The sequence below is a fragment of the Halomonas sp. YLB-10 genome (assembly GCF_003856855.1).
GTDB lineage: Bacteria > Pseudomonadota > Gammaproteobacteria > Pseudomonadales > Halomonadaceae > Halomonas > Halomonas litopenaei.
On the sequence record NZ_RRCU01000010.1, the window covers coordinates 124,097 to 147,166 of the forward strand.

General features: G+C 67.0%; 23 protein-coding genes. 8 read left to right on the forward strand and 15 right to left on the reverse strand.

What is annotated here, in order from left to right; genetic code table 11:
* The 3 genes from EBB56_RS20120 (at position 1) to EBB56_RS20130 (ending at position 3,057) form a co-directional block, all read left to right on the forward strand.
* A complete protein-coding gene (locus EBB56_RS20120) occupies positions 1–1,791 on the forward strand; it encodes a hypothetical protein (protein ID WP_260425402.1) in 1,791 nt (596 codons plus the stop codon).
* Positions 1,788–2,603, forward strand: a complete 816-nt coding sequence (locus EBB56_RS20125) for a DUF3726 domain-containing protein (RefSeq protein WP_045993663.1) — start codon at positions 1,788–1,790, stop codon at positions 2,601–2,603. The genes EBB56_RS20120 and EBB56_RS20125 overlap by 4 nt, the downstream gene beginning before the upstream one ends.
* A 70-nt stretch (positions 2,604–2,673) precedes the next feature.
* Entirely contained in the window at positions 2,674–3,057 is a 384-nt protein-coding gene (locus EBB56_RS20130; protein WP_108449213.1) for a RidA family protein, read from the forward strand.
* Positions 3,058–3,353: 296 nt separating this feature from the next.
* Here the strand turns inward: EBB56_RS20130 and EBB56_RS20135 are convergent, their stop codons facing one another.
* The 4 genes from EBB56_RS20135 to EBB56_RS20150 are packed head-to-tail and all read right to left on the reverse strand — an operon-like array spanning position 3,354 to position 7,194.
* Entirely contained in the window at positions 3,354–4,127 is a 774-nt protein-coding gene (locus tag EBB56_RS20135; protein ID WP_124805154.1) for a transporter substrate-binding domain-containing protein, read from the reverse strand.
* 14 nt (positions 4,128–4,141) lie between these two features.
* Positions 4,142–5,743, reverse strand: a complete 1,602-nt coding sequence (locus EBB56_RS20140) for an NAD(P)/FAD-dependent oxidoreductase (protein WP_185696485.1) — start codon at positions 5,741–5,743, stop codon at positions 4,142–4,144.
* Positions 5,730–6,095 (reverse strand): (2Fe-2S)-binding protein, encoded by a 366-nt coding sequence (locus EBB56_RS20145; protein ID WP_124805156.1) that lies wholly within the window; start codon positions 6,093–6,095, stop codon positions 5,730–5,732. Before EBB56_RS20145 ends, EBB56_RS20140 begins: the two co-directional genes overlap by 14 nt.
* On the reverse strand, positions 6,079–7,194 hold the full coding sequence (locus EBB56_RS20150; RefSeq protein ID WP_124805157.1) for an FAD-binding oxidoreductase: 1,116 nt from the start codon (positions 7,192–7,194) through the stop codon (positions 6,079–6,081). Before EBB56_RS20150 ends, EBB56_RS20145 begins: the two co-directional genes overlap by 17 nt.
* A 190-nt stretch (positions 7,195–7,384) precedes the next feature.
* Here EBB56_RS20150 and EBB56_RS20155 point away from each other — a divergent pair, with 190 nt between their 5' ends.
* Positions 7,385–8,299 (forward strand): LysR substrate-binding domain-containing protein, encoded by a 915-nt coding sequence (locus tag EBB56_RS20155; RefSeq protein ID WP_185696486.1) that lies wholly within the window; start codon positions 7,385–7,387, stop codon positions 8,297–8,299.
* 99 nt (positions 8,300–8,398) lie between these two features.
* Here the strand turns inward: EBB56_RS20155 and EBB56_RS20160 are convergent, their stop codons facing one another.
* Positions 8,399–9,283 carry a LysR family transcriptional regulator gene (locus EBB56_RS20160; protein WP_124805159.1) on the reverse strand — a complete coding sequence of 295 codons (885 nt, stop codon included), beginning with the start codon at positions 9,281–9,283 and terminating at the stop codon, positions 8,399–8,401.
* 177 nt (positions 9,284–9,460) lie between these two features.
* On the opposite strand from EBB56_RS20160, the gene EBB56_RS20165 reads away from it, so the two are divergent.
* From EBB56_RS20165 to EBB56_RS20180, 4 genes are all read left to right on the forward strand, one after another.
* Positions 9,461–10,642, forward strand: a complete 1,182-nt coding sequence (locus EBB56_RS20165; protein WP_124805160.1) for an MFS transporter — start codon at positions 9,461–9,463, stop codon at positions 10,640–10,642.
* Positions 10,643–10,886: 244 nt separating this feature from the next.
* Complete coding sequence (gene dkgB, locus EBB56_RS20170) at positions 10,887–11,696, forward strand: 2,5-didehydrogluconate reductase DkgB (RefSeq protein ID WP_045993672.1); 810 nt, start codon at positions 10,887–10,889, stop codon at positions 11,694–11,696.
* Positions 11,697–11,954: 258 nt separating this feature from the next.
* The gene (gene fmdA / locus EBB56_RS20175) at positions 11,955–13,211 is read left to right on the forward strand and encodes a formamidase (RefSeq protein ID WP_124805161.1); all 1,257 of its coding nucleotides are present in this window, start codon (positions 11,955–11,957) and stop codon (positions 13,209–13,211) included.
* A gap of 14 nt (positions 13,212–13,225) precedes the next feature.
* Positions 13,226–13,558, forward strand: coding sequence for a zinc ribbon domain-containing protein (locus tag EBB56_RS20180; protein ID WP_124805162.1), 333 nt, complete (start codon positions 13,226–13,228; stop codon positions 13,556–13,558).
* 99 nt (positions 13,559–13,657) lie between these two features.
* Here the strand turns inward: EBB56_RS20180 and nhaC are convergent, their stop codons facing one another.
* The 10 genes from nhaC to phnH form a co-directional block, all read right to left on the reverse strand.
* Entirely contained in the window at positions 13,658–15,097 is a 1,440-nt protein-coding gene (nhaC, locus tag EBB56_RS20185) for a Na+/H+ antiporter NhaC (RefSeq protein WP_221621217.1), read from the reverse strand.
* A gap of 247 nt (positions 15,098–15,344) precedes the next feature.
* Positions 15,345–16,088, reverse strand: a complete 744-nt coding sequence (locus tag EBB56_RS20190; RefSeq protein WP_124805163.1) for a DapH/DapD/GlmU-related protein — start codon at positions 16,086–16,088, stop codon at positions 15,345–15,347.
* A 56-nt stretch (positions 16,089–16,144) separates the two neighbouring features.
* A complete protein-coding gene (gene phnP / locus EBB56_RS20195; protein WP_124805164.1) occupies positions 16,145–16,924 on the reverse strand; it encodes a phosphonate metabolism protein PhnP in 780 nt (259 codons plus the stop codon).
* Positions 16,925–17,043: 119 nt separating this feature from the next.
* On the reverse strand, positions 17,044–17,586 hold the full coding sequence (gene phnN / locus EBB56_RS20200) for a ribose 1,5-bisphosphokinase (protein ID WP_124805165.1): 543 nt from the start codon (positions 17,584–17,586) through the stop codon (positions 17,044–17,046).
* Complete coding sequence (locus tag EBB56_RS20205) at positions 17,586–18,731, reverse strand: alpha-D-ribose 1-methylphosphonate 5-triphosphate diphosphatase (RefSeq protein ID WP_045994229.1); 1,146 nt, start codon at positions 18,729–18,731, stop codon at positions 17,586–17,588. The genes phnN and EBB56_RS20205 overlap by 1 nt, the downstream gene beginning before the upstream one ends.
* The gene (gene phnL / locus EBB56_RS20210) at positions 18,728–19,501 is read right to left on the reverse strand and encodes a phosphonate C-P lyase system protein PhnL (protein ID WP_124805166.1); all 774 of its coding nucleotides are present in this window, start codon (positions 19,499–19,501) and stop codon (positions 18,728–18,730) included. The genes EBB56_RS20205 and phnL overlap by 4 nt, the downstream gene beginning before the upstream one ends.
* 23 nt (positions 19,502–19,524) lie before the next feature.
* On the reverse strand, positions 19,525–20,346 hold the full coding sequence (gene phnK, locus EBB56_RS20215) for a phosphonate C-P lyase system protein PhnK (protein ID WP_124805167.1): 822 nt from the start codon (positions 20,344–20,346) through the stop codon (positions 19,525–19,527).
* Complete coding sequence (locus tag EBB56_RS20220; RefSeq protein WP_108133448.1) at positions 20,343–21,191, reverse strand: alpha-D-ribose 1-methylphosphonate 5-phosphate C-P-lyase PhnJ; 849 nt, start codon at positions 21,189–21,191, stop codon at positions 20,343–20,345. The genes phnK and EBB56_RS20220 overlap by 4 nt, the downstream gene beginning before the upstream one ends.
* Positions 21,188–22,402 (reverse strand): carbon-phosphorus lyase complex subunit PhnI, encoded by a 1,215-nt coding sequence (locus tag EBB56_RS20225; protein ID WP_124805168.1) that lies wholly within the window; start codon positions 22,400–22,402, stop codon positions 21,188–21,190. Before EBB56_RS20225 ends, EBB56_RS20220 begins: the two co-directional genes overlap by 4 nt.
* Positions 22,402–23,070 (reverse strand): phosphonate C-P lyase system protein PhnH, encoded by a 669-nt coding sequence (gene phnH / locus EBB56_RS20230; protein WP_124805169.1) that lies wholly within the window; start codon positions 23,068–23,070, stop codon positions 22,402–22,404. Before phnH ends, EBB56_RS20225 begins: the two co-directional genes overlap by 1 nt.

The following is a 23,070-nucleotide window of genomic DNA, read 5'->3' on the forward strand; positions in this document are numbered from 1 at the left end:
ATGAGACGCGAAGACCTCGCCAGCCGCCTTTCCGACGTCGAGCAGCGCCTGCGTCTGCGCGCGCCCGACGAGGTGATGCAGCTCGATCGCCTGGGCAGCCTGCACGCCAGCCGGCTGAGCTTCGTGCGAAGCCTGGTGCGCCAGATGGCGCGCCAGCGCTGGCAGATCAGCACCACCCGCTTCGCGCTCGACGCCGAGGGCCATGGTGTCGCCATCTATCGTCTGCAGACGCCCCAGGCCCGCTACCACGGGTTGATCTTTTCCCAGCCACTGGATGACGCTGCCCGCTCCGACCGGGTCATCGCCGAGGCCTGGGACGTCACCTTCGGCGTGGTCGAAGGTGACGTGGACGACTCGCTGCTCGAACAGATGGCCGCCAATGTGCCGCTGCAGGAGGCCGGGCGCCAGCATCCACGACTGCTGGTGCTGTCCCGGGCCAACCGCAGCCTCAGAAATTTCGCCGCCTTTCTCGACGCGCTATGCGCCGGGCGCCAGCCGGACCCGGCCTGGCTGACCCGGGTCGGCTATCTGTATCGCACCACCGCAGTCTACGGAAACGGCAAGTTCGGCATCGCCGACTTCGATCGGCTGAAGCACAACCCGGACTTCCAGCGTCCCTTTTCAGCCCAGATGCTGGCGGTCTACCTGCTGCGCCACTTCTCCATCGAGCAGATCGAGCATATGGCCCGAGCCCGCGCGCCGGGCAGCGCCGTCGCCATGGCCGCGCCGCTGCGCCGCTATCTGGGCATCGGCAACTCCACCGGACTGGGCATGGCGCCCTTTCTGATCAACCACCCGCAGCTGATCCAGCGCTGGGTCGAGAGCCGCGAGAAGGCGCTGGCCCAGGTCAGTGGTCAGGTTCCCGGTGAACCGGAGCGACAGCGCCTGGTGGCGCTGGTCGCCCGGGCCGAGCGCCACCTGGCTCAGACCGTGACCGAGGATAGCGAGCAGAGCGCGCGCAACCGCGAGACCGCCAGTGCCCTGCCGGCGGTGCGCGCCTGGCTCGAGCAGGTACCACTGGCCGAGGAGCTGTGGCAGGAGTTGATCGACTGGAGCCGCCAGACCCTGAGCCTGGAAGCCCAGGAGCTGATCCATACCCTGCTGCTTGAGCTCTACCCGGAGATCGTCGATCCCTTCGAGGACCAGATGGGGGTCGAAGAGGGCCTGGAGCTGACCCCGGACATGCCGCTGGTCAGACTCAAGCAGTTGATCGAGACCCACTACGACTGGGCCCTGCGTCATGACTTCAGCGACCCCGAGGAGCGCTACTGGTTCTGGTATCGCTCGGTCGAGAAAGAAGAACCGCGCCTGGGCGTGCGCGACGTCGAACCCGGCGCCGACCGTGAACTGAAGCTCGCCATCGCGCCTCGGGTGGCCGATACCCATGGGGTCATCGACGACTTCCTCAGCGCCCATCCGCGCGCCCTGGTGGTGGAGTTCCTGATTCACCACCCGCGTCACAAGGACATCATCCGGCGCATCCAGAGCATGGCCGAGACGCCCTTCGGCGAGATCCGCGCCAACCTGTGGGCCCGCGAGATGAAGCCGATGCACCTGCTTCGCACCAAGCTGTCGTTCTTCGGCGCCAGTCGCTTCGATCCCAAGTCCGATCGCTGGGTGCGCATCACCCTGTTCCAGGGCGCGCCATTGGTCGAAGAACTCAACGCCGAGCCCAGCGACCTGATCGACTTCGACGACTGGAGCTTCCCGCTGGAGCCCGACCAGGACGCCGCCGGCACGCTCAAGGAAGCCGATGCCCAACCCCGCCAGCACGCCGGAGCCAACTCATGAAGGTGTCTTACAACGAACTCCAGGGACTCTGCCGCAAAGCCTTCCAGGCCATGGGCTTCGAGGACGGAGACGCCAGCGACGCCGCCGACATGGTGGCCTGGATGCAGCTCTACGAGCTCGGTGGACTGGCGGCGCTGGGACGAGGCCTCGACTTTCTGCTCGCGGATCAGGGCGAGCGCCCCCCGGAACTCGTCTACTCGGACGGCGACCTGGCGGTGCTCGACAGCCACGGCGCCAGCGTGCTCAAGAGCTCGACCCTGGCACTGGAGCTGGGCTTTGCCAAGGCCCGGGCGCGAGGCCTTGCGGTGATCAAGATCCGCCACTGCCACAACCGCCAGTTGATCATGGGCTACCTGGCGCGGCTGGCCGGGCGCGGGATGAACGTCACCGCCTTCTGGCGCAATGCCCAGGCGCCTGACGGTGAGGCCCGGACCGCTGGCGCAGAGCAGGCGGCAGCCACCCCGCTGATCGAGCAGGTGGTGGGCTTTCGTGCGGGAAGTTCGGTGCCGGAGATCCGCGTCTACGCGGTGCACGAGGTGCCCGAGGAAAACGAACCCAACGACGGGGTGACGCTGATCATGGCCAACCACGTGGACCTGCTGCCGTCGCTGCGCTCCGAGTATCAGCTCGACCTGCTGGCCCGTCACCAGGAGTCCGACCTGCTGGCTTGCCGCGAGCGTGCCATGCAGCAAGGCATCGAGGTCGACGACGGCCTGTGGGCGCAGCTCAAGGCGCTGGCCACCCGGCTGCTGGTGGAATCTACCGAGGCCTCACGCAGCGGCGCCGGCGCCGGCACCCACGACAACGACTGACACACAACCCTCACCCCTTGGCACTCTCTTTGCCCTACTACCCCCGACTTCCAACGTTCGAGGATACCCCATGGTTCACCCGGTCAAGACCGAGCTGTTCGCCTCCCGCGCCCCACTGTCCTGGGCCAGCGTCGGCAACGGCATCCTGTTCACCGCCCAGATCCCCATCGACAAGAGCGGCGAGGTGGTCGACGGCGGCATCGAGGCCCAGACCCGCCAGACGCTGGACAATCTGGTGCACACCCTCGCCTGCGCCGGTGGCGGCGTTGAATCGCTGACCCAGGTATTGATCTACGTGACCCGGCGCGAGGACCTGGCTACGGTCAACCGGGTCTACGCCGAGTACGTCAGCGAGCCCTATCCCAACCGCGCGGCGGTGATCGTCTCCGGCTTCGCCCGGGAAGAAATGCTGGTCGAGATGGTGGCCTACGCGGCGCTACCGGTGACGCCCTAGGGCTTGTCTGAAAAGTGCCTGCGCTCGGTAATACGGCGTTAAAAATCGGATCAAAATGCTCATTTACACCACGTAAACTGCGCTTTCTCACCGATTTTTGCCTTGTCTAACCTTCGCTCGTCGACTTTTCGGACAGCGCCTAGCCGCCTATTGCACCGTGCCGCCGACGGCGTAAATGGCCGAACCCCCGACACCAACGAGCCCTCCGATGGAGGGCTCGTCGCATGGTGGGCTCGTCGCATAGCGGGCTGTCACGCCTCTCGTCTTCCCCCCGCGGGAGGTCGGCTCCGCCGGTGCTATTTCTCGAAGTAGCGTGCCCACAGCGCCTGGTAGTCGCCGTCGTCCTTGAGCCCCTGGATGGCCTCGCTGAACTCGACGGCCAGTTCCCGATCGCGCTGGCGGAAGGCGGCGCCGACGCCGGGCCCGTAGATCGACTCGGGGCCGGTCACCAGCTCGCCCTTGCGCGCAAAGCGCTCATCACTGAACAGCCGCTCCTGGGCCAACGGGAAGGCGGTAAAGACCAGGTCCAGCCGGCCGGTAAACATGTCGTTGACCACGCCGCCGGAGTCCGAGTAGCGACGAATGTCCGCCTCGCCATGGTAGGTGGTCACGTACTCGTCCTGGATGGTGCCCTGCTGCACACCGATAGTCATGTCCGACAGGTCGCCTTCGGGATCGATCTCTGCGTCGGCCTGACCGACCCACACCGAGGGCACCTGATAGTAGGGATCGGAGAACAGTACCTGTTTCGCGCGTTCCTCGGTGATGTTCATGGCCGAGGCGATCAGGTCGTACTTGCGCGCCAGCAGCCCCGGGATGATGCCGTCCCAGCCCTGCTCGACCCATTCGCACTGGCGCTGCATGCGCTCGCAGGCGGCCTCGACCAGCTCGACCTCGAAGCCGGTCAGGCTGCCGTCGGGCAGCTTTTCCTGGTACGGAGGATAGGGCACGTCGACACCGATGCGCAGCGGACGATCATCGGCCTGGGCGGTGGTGGCAACAGCGGCGCTGGCGCCAGCAAGGGCCATCGCCAGACCAAGGGAGGCAGACAGCGAAGCGTTAATTTTCATGGTCGTTTCTCGCTCTATTGTGATTGTGTGGTCAGGTGATCGGAGGTCGCCAGTGCCAGCTCGCCCAGCGTGATGGAGGTCAGCGGTGGGCGAATGCGGTAGTAGCCGACCTCGTCCATGTCGCGGCCCTGCTCGCGGGCCATCAACCGCGACACATTGGTGCCGCATAGCCGTCCCTGGCAGGGGCCCATGCCACAGCGGGTGAAGGCCTTGAGCTGGTTGGGCCCGGCGGGCCCTGCTTCCAGCGCCGCCTTGAGTTGGGCCCGGCTCACCCCTTCGCAGCGACAGATCAGGGTCTCGCCAGACTGTCGCTCGACCCAGTCCGCCGGTGGAGTGAACAACGCATCCAGCAGACGTCGGCCGGACAGATCCTGGCGGCGTCGACGCCTCAGCGCGGCGCTTTCCCTGGCGCTTTCCCTGGCGCTTTCCCTGGCGCTCTCCCTGGTGCTCTCCCTGGCGATCGCCCGGCGGTTATCGGCGTCTGGTATCGGCACCGCGGCGCCTTTCGCGTTGGCTGTCGTGTCCTGCGGCTTATCCATCAGGTCAGCCATCAGCTCATCCAGCACGGACAGCGCCGCCAGTCGCCCTTCGCGTTCGGCGTTCATGGCGCCACCGATGCCGCCGCCGTCACCGGCCAGCCACACGCCAGGGCGCACCGACAGGTCGTCGCGACGATCGGGCACGAACGCCTGCTGCGCCTCCTGCCAGCGGTGCTCGATGTCCAGCCCTCGGGGGAGCTGCGGCTCGGGCACCACCCCCATATGGGTCAACAGCCAATCGGTCTTGAGCCTGTGCTCGTCGCTGACGCCACGCCGGCGATAGCGCACCCCGGTCAAGCGCTGGTCACCCTCGGCGGCCAGCGACTGGACGCCACGCACGATCGGCACCCCAGCACGCCTCAACGCCGCCAGCATGCGCGCGCCCTTGGCGAGGTAGCTGCGAGCCCGCCAGGCCCTGAGCGGATGGCGCAGGGTCCGCGCCAGTCCCAGGTTCGGCGCCGTATCGAGGATCATCCGGGGCGGGCAGCCGGCGTTGAGGTACTGCCAGGCCAGCAGGTACAGCAGTGGCCCGTTGCCCGCCAGCACCGGCGGCCCCTCGGTCAGCAGCGCGCCCTGCTTCATCAGGATCTGGGCGGCGCCGGCCTGCATCACCCCAGGTAGCTGCCAGCCGGGGAAGGGCCAGCCCCGCTCCATGGCGCCGGTGGCGATGATCAGACGCTCCGCAACCAGTTCCCGGCTGATGCCATCGTGCCCCCGCACGCCCAGGCGATGGGCGTCGTTCAGGGCGTCATCCAGCGCCTCGATCCACCACACCCGCGTGCCTGAGCGATAGTCGATCTCGCCCCGCCTGGCGGCGTCCAGGAAGGCGCCGACCAGGGACCGACCGCGATGGTAGTCCTTGCCCATGACGGCGGCGTCAAGCTGGGGCTGGTCGAGATCGCGATAGATCTGCCCGCCCGGCGCCCTGGCCTGATCCAGTACCAGCGAGCGCAGGCCTGCCTCGGCCAGTCTCAGGGCCGCCGCCATGCCGGCAGGGCCGGCGCCGAGCACCACCACCCGGGCCCGCTCCTTGCTGCCGTCGGTGCCGACGGTCTCCCTCGGCTCACAGGTCTGCATCGTCGCGCCCCCTCTGCTCGTCACCACTGGCATGGTTGGCGATGTCCCACCGGGAAGCCGTCGCTGTCTCTTCGTCGAGCTGGCGGCGTACCCGCATGCCCTGCTCCACCGTGACCAGACAGCCCTGTCGATTGGGGGCATCGTCGATGGTGATCAGGCAGTCGTGGCACACCCCCATCATGCACAGCGGCGCGCGATGGCCACCTGCGGCGTGGCGGCGATAGCCGGCGGCGCCCTGGTGCATCAGCACCGCGGCCGACACGCTAAGCGTCGAGGGCACCTGGCATGATGCGCCGTCGATGGTGATGGTGACCTCGGGCGTGGCCGTGGCCCTTTCATGCCGCTTGAACATCGAAGCGTCCTCCCGAGAAGAGCGGATAGCGCTCGGTGAGCCGATCATCGTCCAGCGCTGCGGCCAGCTCATCGGCGTGAAAGGCGGCCAGGGTGATGCCGCTGTGGCAGCTCAGGTTGTAGGCCCCGGGATAGCGCTGCGACGCCTCGTAGACGGGGCAGCCGTCCGGCGTCATGATCCTCAGCGCCGCCCAGCTGCGCACCAGCCGCGCCGACGCCAGATCGGGATAGATGGTCACCGCCCGCCGCGCCAGGGCGTGCAGGGTATCGAGGGTGACCCGGGTGTCGTGGCCAACGTGCTCGAGCACGTCGCCGATCAGGTAGCCGCCGCTCGCCGTCTGGCGGATCTGCGGTGTCGGCAGGCGGCCGGCGGCGGGCAGGCGCTCGCTGACCAGCACCTGGCCACGCACCGGCGTGACCCGACCGCAGAGCCCGAGCGGCGGTGCCAGCCGCGCCGCCCCCAGTCCGCAGGCCAGTACCAGCCGTTCGGCAGACACGGCGCCACGGGCGGTGTGGGCAACAAAGCCAGCCTCGCCGGGATCGATCGAGGCGACCGGATGATGAGGCCGCACGTCCACGCCAAGCGCCTGGCAGGCGCTGTAGAGTGCGCGCAGCAGAAACAGCGGATTGCAGTGGCCGTCGTGGGGTGTCCAGATGCCCCCCGGGACGTCGCCGCCAAGGCCCGGCAGCAGTCGCTCAAGCCGCGCGCCCTCCAGGTACTCCCAGCGCACGCCGGCCTCACGGGCCCAGGGCGCGTCGTACAGTGCCTGGTACTCGGCGCAACGCTCACGCACCTCGTCGTCGTCAAGACACAGATCGACGCCTCCGGGCTGCTCGAACTCCAGATCCACCCCGGTGCGCTCGCCAAGCTCGCCGGCAAATCTCGGCCAGGCTCGACTCGAGGCCAGCGACATCGCCGCATAGGCGGGCATGCCGGCGCCCTTGCCCTGGACCCAGACCAGGCCCGCGTTGCCCCGGGAGGCCTTGAGGGCGGTATCGTGCTCATCGAGAACGCAGACGCGACGGCCACGGCGCGCAAGCCCGTAGGCCACCGCCATGCCGACCACACCACCGCCGATGATCATTACCTCGTGTGCCATGGAAGCCTTGGACCCCTAGCCGTCGATTGCCGATGACTCGACGATAGAACCCACATCCCATACGATCCAATACCAATCAATGGCAAACCCATGCCCTGATGCTATGGCTCCTTTCGATGCAGGGCTGGATGCAGGGCTGATGGGCGGGGCTGATGGGTGGGTTCAGTGGAGGTTTCGATGGAGGACAGCGATGGACAGCCCCCGGCTCAGTGACCGCCAGTTGCAGGCCTTTCAGCACACCATGGACAGCGGCAGCGTCACCGCCGCCGCCAGCCGCATGCGCATCGCCCAGCCAGGCGTCACTCGGCTGTTGAAGCAGCTCGAACATGACCTCGGCTTTGCGCTGTTCTCGCGGATCAAGGGACGTCTGGTGCCGACGCCGGAGGCGCGCCTGTTCTATCGCGAACAGCAGCGCCTGTGGCAGGGACTCGAGCACCTTAGAGACAGCGCCCGGCGGATTCGCCAGCGCGAGCTTGGCGGGCTCGGCATCAGCGCCATGCCGCTGCTCGGCCTGACCTTTGTCCCGGACGTCATTGCCGGGATGGCCAAGGATCACCCGGACCAGCACCTGCGATTGTCCACCTACCGCTCCGAGCAGGTGGTGGAAGACGTGGTCACCCAGCGCTCGGAGATCGGTTTTTCCCTGCTGGGAGGCCAGGACGAACGCCTCGGTGCGTCAGCCTTCACCCTCGATAGCGTCTGCCTGCTGCCCCGGGATCATCCGCTGGCAAGGCACGAAAGCATCGCCCTTGAGGATCTCGATGGCCAGACGCTGATCCACTATGAACCGGGAGACCCCAGCCGCCAGACGCTGGAGCGAGCCCTGGCCGAGCGAGGCGTCGCGCCGCGCTCGCGGCTGGAGGTGTCGCTGGCGCTGCAGGCAACCCGGCTGGTTGGCCAGGGCGCCGGTATCGCCATCGTCGACGCCCTCAACGCCCGCGCCATGGGAGGCAGCGACAGCATTGCGCTACCGCTGCAAGAGCCCCTGACCGAGACCTTCTACCTGCTGACACCCCGGGACCAGCCGCTGTCGCGGCTGGCCGAGGAGTTTGTTCAGCGCTTTCGGCGTCGGTTTGCCGAGGTGCAGGCAGAAGCGACGCCATAGCCCTTGGCAATAGCCCTTGGCAATAGCTCTGGGGAATAGCTCTGGGAAATAGCCCGACACCAGAACCCGCTGGGCTGACCCGGCGGCAAGGACCGCCCGTTACAGCCGCAGCCTGGGCTGGATAACATCGAGAAACGCCTGAATGCGGGCAGACAGGGCGGTATTGCGGTAATACACCGCCTGCACCAGTTCGCGGGGCCCGCCGTGGCGCATGGCGTCAGGCAGGATGACCTCGAGGCGTCCGCTGGCGATGTCATCGCCCACCATGAAGTTCGAATGGCAGGCGATGCCCTCCCCGGCCAAGCACAGGTTTCGCATCACCTCGCCACTGGAGGTCGCAAGCGTGGGCGTGATCTCCTCGTCCAGGCCCTCCACTGGCCAGCGATTAAGCGCTGTCGGCGCGAGAAAGCCAATCAGCTGAAGATCGGCCAGCTCCGCCACCGAGGCTGGTCGTCCGGCCCGCTCGAGATAGGCGGGGCTCGCCACCAGATACAACCGCGAGCGCCCCAGCAACCGGGCGTGCAGGGTGGAGTCCGCCAGGGCACCGATGCGAATGGCCACGTCGGCACGCTGCTCTAGCAGATTGATGATGCCGTCGCTGGCGGAGAGCTCCAGCTCGATACCGGGATAGCGACGACGGAATTCTCCCACCAGAGGCACCAACTGATGCAGCACGAAGGGGCTGGCGGCATCCACCCGCAGGCGTCCGCGGGGCTCGCCGCGCCCCAGCGCCAGCGACTCTTCGGCGGCGATCAAGCGCTCGAGCCCGACGCGCACCTGCTCGATAAAGCGACAGCCCTCATCGGTCAGGGCGACGCTTCGCGTGGTGCGGTTCAACAGCGGCACCTCGAGGCGCTGTTCCAGGCGCTGCACCGCCCGGGAGACCCGCGCCACCGGGACGTCCAGGCGCGACGCGGCGGCGCTGAAGCCGCCGCTATCGACCACCGCCAGCAGCAGTTCCAGATCTTCTGAGCGGGTCTTCATCGTTGCGGTTCCTGTTCGGTTCGGCGCTGCTGAGTTCGTTTCTGTTTAGCGCGCAATTGTCTCGATAGCGACAAAGGTGTTTCTCGACTAGACGCGTTTATCGCAAAAGTCTCCTCCCCCAGACTCCGCGTCGTCAAGTCGTCTCTCGAGACGACGCCATCTCGACAGGAGAAACAGATGCCCATCGCGTTATTTGCGCTGACCCTCAGCGCCTTCGCCATCGGTACCACCGAGTTCGTCATCGTCGGACTGGTGCCCACCATCGCCCAGGACCTGGGCGTCAGCCTGCCCTCTGCGGGATTGCTGGTCAGCCTCTACGCTGCCGGTGTCGCGGTAGGGGCACCGGTACTGACCGCCCTGACCGGCCGCTTCAATCGCAAGTGGGTCCTGCTCGGCCTGATGACGCTGTTCATCGCCGGCAATCTACTGGCCTGGCAGGCCCCCGGATATGGTTCGCTGATCACCGCCCGCATACTGACCGGCCTCGCCCACGGCGTGTTCTTCTCGATCGGCTCCACCATTGCCACCAGCCTGGTCGCCAAGGACAAGGAAGCCAGCGCCATCGCCATCATGTTTACCGGCCTGACCGTGGCACTGGTCACCGGCGTGCCGCTGGGCACCTGGATCGGCCAGACCTTCGGCTGGCGCGCGACCTTCCTGGTGGTCTCGGCCCTCGGCCTGCTCGCCCTGATCGGCAGCGCCCTGCTGATTCCTGGCAACCTCAAGCGCTCGGCTCCGGCGACGCTGGGTCAGCAACTCAAGGTACTGACACATCCGCGACTGCTGCTGGTCTACGCCATCACCATCCTGGGCTACGGCGGCACCTTCACCGCCTTCACCTTCCTCGCCCCGATCCTCGAGCAGACCACCGGCTTCGCGCCGTCCATGGTCAGCCTGATCATGCTGGTCTACGGCGCCTCGGTGGCCATCGGTAACCTTTATGGCGGCAGGCTGGCCGACCGTCTCGGCCCGATCTCCGCCCTGACCCTGATCTTTGCCGGACTCGTCGCCATCCTGTTGGTGCTCAGCGTCAGCGCCGTCCACCCGGTCGCCGCGGTGCTGACGATCCTGGTGTGGGGCGCCTTCGCCTTCGGTAACGTGCCGGGCCTGCAGGTCTACGTGGTCAAGCTGGCCGAGCGCTATGTGCCCGAAGCGGTGGACGTGGCCTCAGGGCTCAATATCGCTGCCTTCAATATCGGCATCGCGCTGGGCTCGGTGGTCGGAGGCCAGGTGGTCACGCACCTCGCACTGACCGACACCGCCTGGATCGGCGCCATCATCGTGCTGGCGGCGCTGGTACTGACCCGGCTGTCCGGCAGGCTCGATCAGCGTCGCGCCGCTCGCCTGGCCAGCGCCTGAAGCCCGCGACCCGCGACCCGCGACCCGCGTCCCGCGACAGCCACAGAGCGAACGGAAGAGCCTCGTGGCTGTCGCATTATTGCTTCGCCTGCTAAATTTTTTTGACGAACCCTTGAAGTCGCAAGGGTCTCCCCGCATGTCATTAACGACACATCGAAGCACGTATCGGCAAAACACCGGCCTGCCGGTGACAAAGGAATCCAGGGTCCCGCTGTGCGGGCCTCGCCACGACAATGGAGCCAAGATGTCTCAGCCTATCCCCAACCCCGGTCTCGGTACCTTTCGCCTGACGGGCGACACCCTGCGTCACGCGGTCACCACCGCGCTGAAGCTTGGCTATCGGCATATCGATACCGCCCAGTTCTACGGCAACGAAGCCGAGGTCGGCTCCGCCATCGAAGCGAGTTCGGTCCCCCGCGACGAGATCTTCCTGACCACCAAGGTGTGGTGGGATCGTCTGGATCCGGTATCACTCAAGGCAAGCGTCGAGGAGAGCCTGTCCAAGCTGGGCACCGGCTACGTCGACCTGCTGCTGATCCACTGGCCGTCGCCGGACGATGAAGTCCCCATGCGCGACTACCTGACCGCCCTCAAGGAAGTGAAGGACGCCGGCAAGGCACGCCACATTGGGGTGTCCAACTTCACCAAGGCGCACATCGATCAGGCGGTGGATATCCTCGGCAAGGGAGAGATCCTGACCAACCAGATCGAGGTCCACCCCTTCCTGCAGAACCGCGAACTGATCGCCCACTGCGAACGCCACGGCATCATCCCCACCGCCTTCATGCCGCTGGCCGTGGGCAAGGTGCTCGAGGACGAGACGCTCAAGGCCATCGCCGAGAAGCATGGCGCCAATCCGGCCCAGGTCGCCATCGCCTGGCTCAACCAGCTCGGTATCCCGACCTTCCCCTCCTCGACCAAGGAGCAGAACCTCAAGAGCAATCTCGAGGCGCTGAAGCTCGAGCTGTCCCAGGAGGACATGGACGCCATCGCCAAGCTGGATAGGGGCGAGCGTGTCGCCAGCCCCGATTTCGCACCGAAGTGGGACCAGTAGACCGGCAGACCGACGCTGCCATCGCTGATCTCTTGATGGGTTGATCGTCGATCAGACCTGACCAAAGGCGCCACCTGAGGTTACTACCGCAGGTGGCGCTTTTTTTCGCTTCTTGCGTTAGGTGTCTTGCCACAGGGTCTGACAATCTAGGCATCACCTGGCCCACCGCATGGTGAGTCAAGCAAATGTTTCCGATAGTGAAGCAACGGGTCGACCACGGGGTCACTCGTTTATCGTTTTCACGGGAGCACGCGCATCATGGCCGATACTCTTATCAAGATCGATCTGCACCAATCCCCCTACGACAACGCCCAGGTGCACAACCGCTGGCATCCGGACATCCCCATGGCCGCCATGGTCAAGCCTGGCGACGACTTCATCATCGAGTGTCACGACTGGACCGGAGGGCAGATCCACAACGACGACAGCGCCGAGGACGTGCGCGACGTGGACCTTTCCCAAGTGCACTTTCTGTCGGGTCCGGTGGGCGTCGAAGGGGCCGAGCCCGGCGACCTGCTGGTGGTCGACATCCTCGACATCGGTGCCTTTGGCGACAGCCAGTGGGGCTTCAACGGCTTCTTCTCCAAGCAGAACGGCGGCGGTTTCCTGACCGAGCACTTCCCCCAGGCCCAGAAGTCGATCTGGGACTTCAACGGCATGATGACCTCTTCCCGTCATATTCCTGGCGTCGAGTTCGCCGGTCTCATCCATCCCGGCCTGATCGGCACCCTGCCGTCCCGGCCCCTGCTCGAAGAGTGGAACCGACGCGAAAAGACGCTCTACGACAGCGACCCTGACCGTGTGCCGGGCCTGGTCAACCTGCCCTACGCCGACACCGCCCATATGGGAAAGCTAAACGGTGATGCCCGCGACCGTGCCGCCGCCGAGGGTGCCCGCACGGTGCCGCCACGCGAGCACGGCGGCAACTGCGATATCAAGGACCTGTCTCGCGGCTCGACGGTGTACTTCCCTGTCTACGTCAAGGATGCGGGTCTGTCGGTGGGCGATTTGCACTTCAGCCAGGGTGATGGAGAGATCACCTTCTGCGGCGCCATCGAGATGGCCGGCTGGATCCACCTGAGGGTCAAGCTGATCAAGGACGGCATGGCCAAGTACGGCATCAAGAACCCCATCTTCAAGCCGTCGAAGATCGCTCCGCGCTACGACGACTACCTGATCTTCGAGGGAATCTCCGTCGACGAGCAGGGCAAGCAGCACTACCTCGACGTTCACATCGCCTACCGTCAGGCCTGCCTCAACGCGATCGAGTACCTGACCAAGTTCGGCTATAGCCGCTCCCAGGCCTATGCGCTGCTCGGCTGCGCGCCGGCCCAGGGTCACATCAGCGGCGTGGTGGACGTGCCCAATGCCTGCGCCACGCTCTGGCTACCCACCGATATCTTCGACTTCGACATCAAGCCCGGTGCCGATGGCCCGACGAAGCAGGTCGACGGCAAGGACCTGCCGCTGGCGCCCGACAAGGCTTCGGACCAGACATCGGACAAGGACCATTGAGGAGGAGCTGACAGATGCCCGTCTACGACTACAAGTGCCCTGAGCACGGTCTGTTTCATGAACTGGTCGCGATGGATGCCAGCGGCGATACCCAGCCCTGCCCAGAGTGCGGCGACCTGGCACCAAGGGTGTTGCTGGTGTCACCGGGGCTGCTCGACATGGCGCCAGAGCGTCGCCAGGCCATGGACAGAAATGAACGCGCGGCCCATGAGCCCCGCCACGGCAACCACGCAAGCGAGCAGGACGGCGGCTGCCGGCATCGACCGCGCGACAAGCCCAGGCTGTTCTACACCGCCGACGGTCACAAGACCTTTCCGACTGCGCGCCCCTGGATGATCAGCCACTGATCCTTGATGTGCCGGCGGCAATGGAGGCGGTCACTGGATAAACCCGTCCCGCCTCCCCTCTCGCCGGGCGGCCGCGCCACCGCCCCCTTGGCGCTGTCTTCACTCCTTGGCGCCTGGTACCGCTGGCGTGGCGTCGTCCTCGGGTGCTGCCAACGGCTTGATCGTCCAGCCGGTGTAGCCGTAGAGCACGGTGACCAGCGGCGACAGCCAGCAGAAGAAGTTGAACGGCAGATAGGCAATCGTCGCGACCCCCAGCGTCGCCGCCTGGTAGGCACCACCGGAGTTCCAGGGCACCAGATTGGCGGTGACGGTGGCCGAATCCTCCACCGCCCGGGACAGGTTCTCCGGCGCCAGTCCCCGCTCTCGGTAGGCCTCGGCGTAGGTGCGTGCGCCCATGACGATGGCCATGTACTGATCGCACAGCACCACATTGGCGCCGATCGACGTCAGCACCGTGGACAGGATCAGCGAGCCCCGGGTCCTTGCCGCCTTCAGAATGGTCTCGGCGATGGTCCTGAGCTGCTGGGTGCGCTCCATGACCCCGCCGAACATCATCGCCACAATGACCAGACTGATGGTGTAGAACATCGAATTCAGGCCGCCGCGGCTAAGCAGGCTGTCCACCGCCTCGACGCCGGTATCGGAGGTCACGCCACCAAAGGCCACCTGCATCAGTTCAGCGTAGCCGGCCCCCTGCATGCCCAGCGCACAGAGACCACCGGCGATGACCCCCAGGGTGATGCCGGGTATCGCCGGCAGCCGCTTGTAGGAAACGAACAGCACCAGCAAGGGCGGCAGCAGCAGCACCGGGTTGATGACGTAGTGCGCCGCCAGGGTCTGCTGCATCACCTCGACCCGCTCGAGCCCGCCGGACGTGCCCGAGTAGTAAAGGCTCAGCGCCATCTCGATCACCAGGGTCAGGCCAATGCTGACCCCGGTGGTGTAGGACATGTGCTTGATATGGGTGAACAGGTCGGTACCGGCCATGGCCGGTGCCAGGTTGGTGGTATCCGACAGAGGCGACATCTTGTCGCCGAAGTAGGCCCCGGACAGCACCGCCCCGGCCACCAGCGGCAGCGGAATCCCCAGCGAGCCGCCGATCCCCATCAGCGCCACCCCCAGGGTGCCGGAGGTGCCCCAGCTCGACCCGGTCGCCAGCGACGAGATGGCGCAGATGACCACCGCCGCCGGCAGGAAGATCGTCGGCGACAGAAGCTTGAGGCCATAGGAAATCAGCGTCGGCACCACCCCGGCCTGAATCCACACCCCGATCAGCACCCCTACCACCATCAGGATGATCAGCGCCGGCAGGGCGTTGTGGATGCCTCGCACCATGCCTTCCTGAATATCGTCCCAGCGGTAGCCGCAGCGCAGCGCCACCAGACTTGCCACGATCACCCCGAGCAACATGGGAATCTGCGGGTCGAGCCCGTAGACGACGATGGACACGCCGATGCCGACCACCAGGGCGATCAGCGATACCAGCGCCTCCGTCAGGGTCGGGGGGCGCTGCACTGGGGAAAAGAGGCGGTGGATCAAAAGGGGCACTCCTGAGCAGGGTCGGTCGCCGACAGAGCCGGAGAGAATCTGCGAGCCCTGGCCACTGCTCGAGCGCTCCCCCCGACGATTCAGGAAAGCTAGGCGGCGATTCACAACGCTGCCATCAAAGCGTCATCAATCGTTTCAATTCAGCAAAGTCGCTGGCGTATGTCGGCGCCCTATAACGTCAATGTCCAACCGACTAGGGGTCATGAAGCCTCCCCCACACCGCCAGCCCCTCTTGTCCCTAACTGGATGTCCCCCGCTCCGCCTCGGCCAGAAAGTCCTCGACGTTGCCTTGAAAGCCCTTCAGATGGGCCTTGATACGCTCGTCCGACCAGTCCCACCAGGCCAGTCGTTCGAGCCGTTCGGCGATGGCGGGATCATCGAAGCGTGGCCTGAGCACCCGGGCGGGGTTGCCCACCACGATGTGGTAGGCCGGCACGTCTCTGGTCACCACGCTGCCGGCGCCGACGATGGCGCCGTGACCGATGGTCACGCCGGGCAGCACGATGGCGCCGTGGCCGATCCAGACGTCGTGGCCGATGACCACCCGATCGGCCTCGCGCCAGGCGAATACCTCGCCGTCGAGGGCCTCGTCGCTGAAACCGAACTTGCCGGGGCGATAGCTGAAGTGATGCAGGGTCGGCCGCCACCAGGGGTGGTTGCTCGGATTGATGCGCACGCTGGCAGCGATGGAGGTGAACTTGCCGATGGTGGCGAACATGACGTCGCCGTCACGTTCGATATAGCTGTAGTCGCCGAGACTGACATGGTTGAAAACGCAGCGACTGCCGACCTCGGTGAAGCGCCCAAGCTCGCTGTGGTGCAGGCGAGCGTCGGTAGCGACGTTGGGCCGCTCGGACAGACGCGGGGACGTCGGCTGGTCCAGCGCGCTGGATGAGTCTCTGGATGAGCCACTGGGCGAGTCACTGGGCGATTCACAAGATAAGGAGCCGTCAGACACAGACGGCGTGGGGACATCGGACATGATCAGGGGTGCTCTCGCAGATACGTCAGCATGAAGGAAGCCAAGGCCGCAACTGGCTAGCAGACGGCGTCCAGGCGATCCCAGTCCTCCAACGTCTCGCCATCCCGGGCGATGCGCACCTTGGGCGGCAAGGGGGTCGGCTGGTCCAGACGCTCGGCGTCCAGTTCATGGCTGATGTGGGTGAGATAGGCCCGGGGCGGGTCGAGCCGGGTGATGATCTCCAGCGCCTGGGTGATGCTGTTGTGGTTGCGCGTCTCGAGCTGGCTGGCCGGGTGGCAGGCGTCGAGCACGACGACGTCGGCGTCCCACTGGCGCAGAAAACGCTCGGTGGCGCCGGGCAGACCCTGGGTGTCGGTCAGGTAGGCCAGGCGGGTGCCGCCATCATCCAGGCAGTAACCGAGCGTCGGCTTGCTGTGATTGAGCGGCACCGGGGTCACCGACAGCCCATCGAAGTCCAGCGGCTTGAACGGCTTGAGCCCCGGCTGGAAGTCGAGGATGCCGCTGTTGCGATAGAGATCGGCGCAGCCGCTGGGATCCTTGGGACCGTAGACCGGGATCGACGTGCCGGTCCCCCAGCGCAGGTGAAACAGCCCCTGCACATGGTCGGCGTGGTAGTGGGTGACGAAGAAGGCGGCGGGACGCTCCAGCTCGCAGCTATGGGCCAGGTCCATGCGCCCGGCGTCGAGCAGGTAGCGCCGGCCGTCCACGCTCAGCTCGGCGCAGCAGGGGCCACGCTGATGGCTGGTGAACACCCTGGCCCGAGTGCAGGCGCGACAGTCGCAGCCGAAGCGAGGCACCTGGGCGCTGTCTCCGGTGCCGTTGAAGCGAAACTCCATGGAAGTCTCCGAGCTGAAGCAAGAGGCACAAGCCGCTTGCGCTGATGAGGTGGTACGCACTGCCGCTGTAGTCGACGATGGACACAAGGCCGGCGCCGACAGGCTCGACGCCGGCTCCGTCAGAGGCGGGAGGCGATGATCGCCTCCAGCGCCCGGACGCTCTCGTCCAGGCTGCCACCGTTGTCGACGCGATCCAGCGCCGGATGGCAGCGCTCGAGTTCGGCCTCCACCTCGGCGTGGCGCGCAAGGCGCGCCTCGATCTGATCGTCGCTCTCGCGCCCGCGCCTGGCGAGCCGCTCACGCAGCACCCCGGGCGGGGCGGTCACCACCACCGGCGTGAGGCGCTCGCCGAAGCGCGCACGGGCGGCCGCGAGCTCGCGACGACTGCCGTTGAGCAGTACCGTGGCCCCGGCCGCCAGCCAGGCCTCCACCTCGATGCCAACGCCGTAGTGAAGCCCGTGGGCGACCCAGTCAAGGCAGAACAGGCCGCGTGCCCGCCGGGCCTCGAACTCGGCCGGCGACAGCGCCACCGAGTCCTCGCCGACGCCGCTTGGCCGGGTGATGTAGCGGTGCGCCACCAGCAGGTCCGGGCGCCGCTTTCGCACGGCGTCGAGCAGGCTGTCCTTGCCCACGCCGCTGGCGCCGATCAGGTAGACCAGCATCAGTGCACCTGCCTGCCCGCGCACCACACGCGCTGGACCAGCGGATGGCCGTCGACCTCGCGCACCCGCACCAGGTCGGCGCGCAGCCCCTGAGCGATGCGTCCGCGATCGTCCAGGCCCACGGCCTCGGCCGGCCTACGCGAGGCCGTGGCCACCGCGCGGGGCAGGTCGTAGCCGTCCTCCATGGCGGCGATACGGAAGACCGCATCGAGCAGCGCCGCCGGGTAGTAGTCGGAGGACAGGATGTCGAGCACGCCCAGGCGCACCAGCTCGGCCGCGGCGATATTGCCGGAGTGGGAGCCGCCGCGGACCACGTTGGGGGCGCCCATCATCACCGCCATGCCGTGACGATGGGAGGCCTCGGCGGCCTCCCGGGTGGTGGGAAACTCCGCTACCCGGGTGCCGTACTCGAGGCTTTCCGCCACATGGGCGACGGTGGCGTCGTCATGGCTGGCCAGGGCCAGGCCGCGCTCGCTGCACAGCTCGGCGATGGCGCGACGGTGGGCGCTGGAATAGGCGGCGCTGTTGGCCAGCTGCTTCTCGATAAAGGCCTCGAGGCTGGCATCGTCCAGGCCGTACTTGCCCTGGTAGTAGACCCGGTAGGCGTCAAGGCTGGCGAACTGGCGCTGGCCCGGCGAGTGATCCATCAGCGACACCAGCCCCAGCAGCGGCGAGTCCATGAAGCTCTTGAAACGCGCCAGAGTATCCGGGTGGCACACCTCGCAGCGCAGGTGCAGACGGTGGTCGACCCGGGCCATGCCGTTGTCGTTGATCGCAGCCAGGGACGAGACCATCTCGTCGAGGGCCCCGTGGCGCATGCTCTGCTCGTCGACGTCACCGATCGACACCGCGTCGAACACCGTGGTGATGCCGCTGGCGGCCATCTGGGCGTCGTGGGCCAGCGCCGCCTGGCGGCCCGGCCAGGACACCTTGGGCCTTGGCTGGAAGTACTTTTCCATATTGTCGGTGTGCAGCTCGATCATGCCGGGCATCAGGATATCGCCCTGGCAGTCGGTCACCCCCGGCAGCGACACCGGGCCGCGTTCCAGCGCCTTGATCACGCCGTCCTTGATCACCAGGCTGCCGTGCACCACCTCGTCGTCGAGCACCAGCCTGGCGTTGGTCAGAATCTGATCCTGGTTCATGAAAGAGACTCCCCGGAGTCGGTCTGACGGAATGAGGTATGGTCTGACGCGGTGCGGTCAGCGTCGGTGCCAGCAAGCAGCATATGCCCTTCCAGCTCCAGCAGGCGATCGGCGACCCGCTCGCGCACCTCCTCGTCGTGGAAGATGCCGAGCATGGCGGTGCCACGGGCCTTGGCCTCCTCGATCAACTGCACCACCACCTCGCGGTTGGCGGCGTCCAGCGACGCCGTGGGCTCGTCGAGCAGCAACAGCGGGTGCTCGGCGATAAAGCCACGGGCGATATTGACCCGCTGCTGCTCACCGCCGGAGAAGGTGCCCGGCGCCAGCTCCCACAGTCGCTCGGGCAGGTTGAGCCGCGCCAGCAGGGCCTCGGCACGGGCGCGGGCCTCGGACACGTCGCAGCCCCGGGCCAGCAGCGGCTCCATCACCACCTCCCGGGCCGAGACCCGGGGCACCACCCGCAGAAACTGGCTGACGTAGCCGATCACGTCGCGCCGCAGCAGGTGCCAGGCGTGGGCCGGCAGCGCCGACAGCTCGAGTTCGCCATCCTCGAAGTGCAGCGTCAGCTGCCCGCCGCTGACCCGGTAGTTGCCGTTGACCATCTTCAACAGGGTGCTCTTGCCGATGCCGCTGCGCCCGGCCAGCACCAGGCACTCGCCCGGCGACAGGGACAGATCGAGACCGCGCATCACCGGCAGCGCCTGGCCGCCCTGGGCGTGCAGCACGAAGGTCTTGTCGAGCCGCCGGGCGGTAAGAAAGGGGGACGTCATCTTGGACTCCTGAGCAAGCGAATTCATGGCGTCAGCACCGAGGACACCAACAGCTGGGTGTAGGGATGCTGCGGATCATCGAGGATCTGATCGGTCAGCCCGGCCTCCACCACCCTGCCCCGGCGCATCACCATCAGGCGGTGGGCCAGCAGCCTGGCCACTGCCAGGTCGTGGGTGACCAGGATCACCGACAGGCCGAGCTCCCGGGTCAGGGTGCGCAGCATGTCCAGAAGCCGCGCCTGGACCGAGACGTCGAGGCCGCCGGTGGGCTCGTCCATGAACACCAGCCTGGGCTGGGTCACCAGGGTGCGGGCGATCTGCAGGCGCTGCTGCATGCCACCGGAAAAGGTCTGGGGCGCGTCGTCGATGCGCGCCGGGTCGAGCTCGACCCGGCCCATCCAGTCCTGGCCGGCGGCGCGCAGTTCGCCATAGTGACGCTGGCCCAGCGCCATCAGCCGCTCGCCGACGTTGGCCCCTGCGGAAACGCCCAGGCGCAGGCCATCCCGGGGGTTCTGGTGGACCAGGCCCCACTCCATGCGCAGCAGGGCGCGGCGGCGTGCCTCGCTGATGGCGTAGAGGTCGAGCGCTTCGTCCTTGCCGGGGGAGCCGCCGACCGAGCCGGCTTCCCCGGCGTGATAGACCACCTGACCGTGATCCGGCGCCTCGAGCCCGGAGAGCACCCGCAACAGGGTCGACTTGCCCGAGCCGGACTCGCCGACGATGCCCAGCACCTCGCCCTGGTGCAGGGTGAAGTCGATCTCCTCGCAGCCCTTGCCGGGGCCGTACAGGCGCTGGATGGCGCGGGCCTCGAGCAGGGCGGGACGTTCAAGCTGTGGGCGCTTCATGCCTTCTCCTCGCTGCGGGAGTTGCAGTAGTCGGTATCCGAGCACACGAACATGCGTGCGCCCTGATCATCGATGATGACCTCGTCCAGGTAGCTGTCGGTGGCCCCGCAGATGGCGCAGGGCTCGTCCCAGGCCTGGATCTCGAAGGGGTGGTCCTCGAAGTCGAGGCTCTCCACCCGGGTATGTGGCGGAATCGCGTAGAGGCGCTTCTCGCGGCCGGCGCCGAACAGCATCAGCGCCTCGCTCATGTGCAGCTTGGGGTTGTCGAACTTGGGAATCGGCGAGGGGTCCATCACGTAGCGCCCGTCGACCTTCACCGGGTAGGCGTAGGTGGTGGCGATATGGCCGTGGTGGGCGATGTCCTCGTAGAGCTTGACGTGCATCACCCCGTACTCCTCAAGCGCGTGCATGACCCGGGTCTCTTCCTCGCTGGGCTCGATAAAGCGCAGCGGCTCGGGGATCGGCACCTGGAAGATCAGGATCTGGTCGGCGCGCAGGGTCTTCTCGGGAATCCGGTGACGGGTCTGGATCACGCTGGCCTGTGCCGTGGCGGTGGTGGTCTCGACCCCGGCGACGCGCTCGAAGAAGGCGCGGATGCTGACCGCGTTGGTGGTGTCGTCGGCGCCCTGGTCGATCACCTTGAGGGTGTCGTCGGCGCCCAGCACGCTGGCGGTCAACTGCATGCCACCGGTGCCCCAGCCGTAGGGCATCGGCATCTCGCGCCCGCCGAAGGGCACCTGGTAGCCGGGGATCGCCACCGCCTTGAGCAGGGCGCGACGGATCATGCGCTTGGTCTGCTCGTCCAGGTAGGCGAAGTTGTAGCCGCTGTCGATGGCGGTGTTCATCGGACGTTCTCCTGGACGTTCTTGGCCTGGGCGTTCGCGGTCTGGGCTTTTTCGGAACGGGTACTGTCGCCATCGCCTGGTGCAGGGCGTGCGCCGGCGGCTTGGGTGTCGGACACGGCCTCGGCCGTGGCGGCGGTACGCTCGGCGTGCTCACGACGCAGGCGGCGAATCAGCTCAAGCTCCGACTGGAAGTCGACGTAGTGCGGCAGCTTCAGGTGCGAGACGAAGCCCGAGGCCTCGACGCTGTCGGCGTGGGCCAGCACGAACTCGGCCTGCTGGGCCGGGCTCTGGATCGGCTCGCCAAGCTCCTCGGCGCGCAGGGCGCGGTCGACCAGCGCCATGGCCATGGTCTTGCGCTCGTTGCGGCCGAAGGCCAGGCCGTAGCCCCGGGTGAACTGGGGGGCGGTGTCACCGCTGCCGGCGAACTGGTTGATCATCTGGCACTCGCTCATGGCGATCTCGCCGACGCACACCGGTCCGTCGAAGCCCTCGACCTCGATCTCGACCTCCACCGCACCCTGGCGGATCTCGCCGGCGAAGGGGTGATTGCGCCCGTAGCCCCGCTGGGTCGAATAGCCCAGCGCCAGCAGGTAGCCCTCGTCGCCACGCGCCAGCATCTGCAGCCGGGTGGCGCGATCCACCGGAAAGTCGGGGGGATCGCGGGTGATGTCGTAGGGCTCGCTGCCGTCGTCCTGTTCTTGCTCGATCAGCCCTTCATGGTTGAGACAGTCGAGGATCTGGGGGCAGGCCTCGAGACCTTCCTCGGCACCCTGCGCCGCCGGTGTGGCGTTCTCGGCCTCCTCGCCGGCCAGCAGCATGAAGTCGAGCAGCCGGTGGGTATAGTCGTAGGTCGGGCCCAGCACCTGGCCGCCGGGCACGTCCTTGAAGGTGGCGCTGATGCGACGCTCGATGCGCATGGCGCCGGTATCCACCGGCAGCGTCTCGGCCAGCCTCGGCAAGGTCGTGCGATAGGCGCGCAGCAGAAACACCGCCTCGACGGTGTCGCCGCTGGCCTGCTTGAGCGCCAGGGCGGCGAGCTCGGGATCGTACAGCGAGGCCTCGGCCATCACCCTGTCCACCGCCAGCCCCAGCTGTTGCTGGACCTGGGACACCTCGAGTTCGCGCTGGTCGCGCTCTCCACGACGACGATCGGCCATCCAGCGATGGGCATTGGCGATGGCCTTCTCGCCTCCTTTCACGGCAACATACATCAGGCGGTCTCCTCTTGGCGTTCGGCGTCATCGGTGGCGGCCAATCCAGGTCCGGCCAGGCGGGTGCTGCGGGCGATGGCAGTGAGTCGCGTCCCGCTGCTGATAAAGGCGTCCAGCCCCCGGGGGAAGTGGGCACGATTGGCGGCGAGCACACGCATCAACGGCAGCACGCGCTCGGCGTTACCCAGCGCAAGGCCGCGCTGACCGGGTACCCCGGGACCGGATAACCACCAGTCCTCGCCCTGCGCCAGCGCCTCGACCATCACGATCAGGGTGGTGCTGCGATCGGGCCAGGCGTCCGAGCCCAGCGCGAAGCCGTCCTCGCGGGACAGGGTGTCAGGGGTCACCAGGGCGAAGTCGGCCTGGGCCGGGTCGTCGGTCAGTCGCGCCCCGGTGTGGAAGGCCAGGGCGGCGGCGAGGTTGGCGCCAGCCAGCCCCTCGTCCACCCACACCCGGGTGTCGAGGTCGCACAGCGCCAGCAGCGCGCCCCAGGCGGCGGGCGAGATCGCCGCGCCGGCCGGCAGCTCCGGCAAGACAAGCTCGGTCAGGGTGCCGGGCTCGGACATGGCGCCGAGCAGCTGACGAAACAGCCGCTGGCTGTCGTGAACGGGATCGGCGAGTCCCGGCCAGTCGTGGGGCCGGACGGCCTCGGAGGTCTGCTGAGTCAT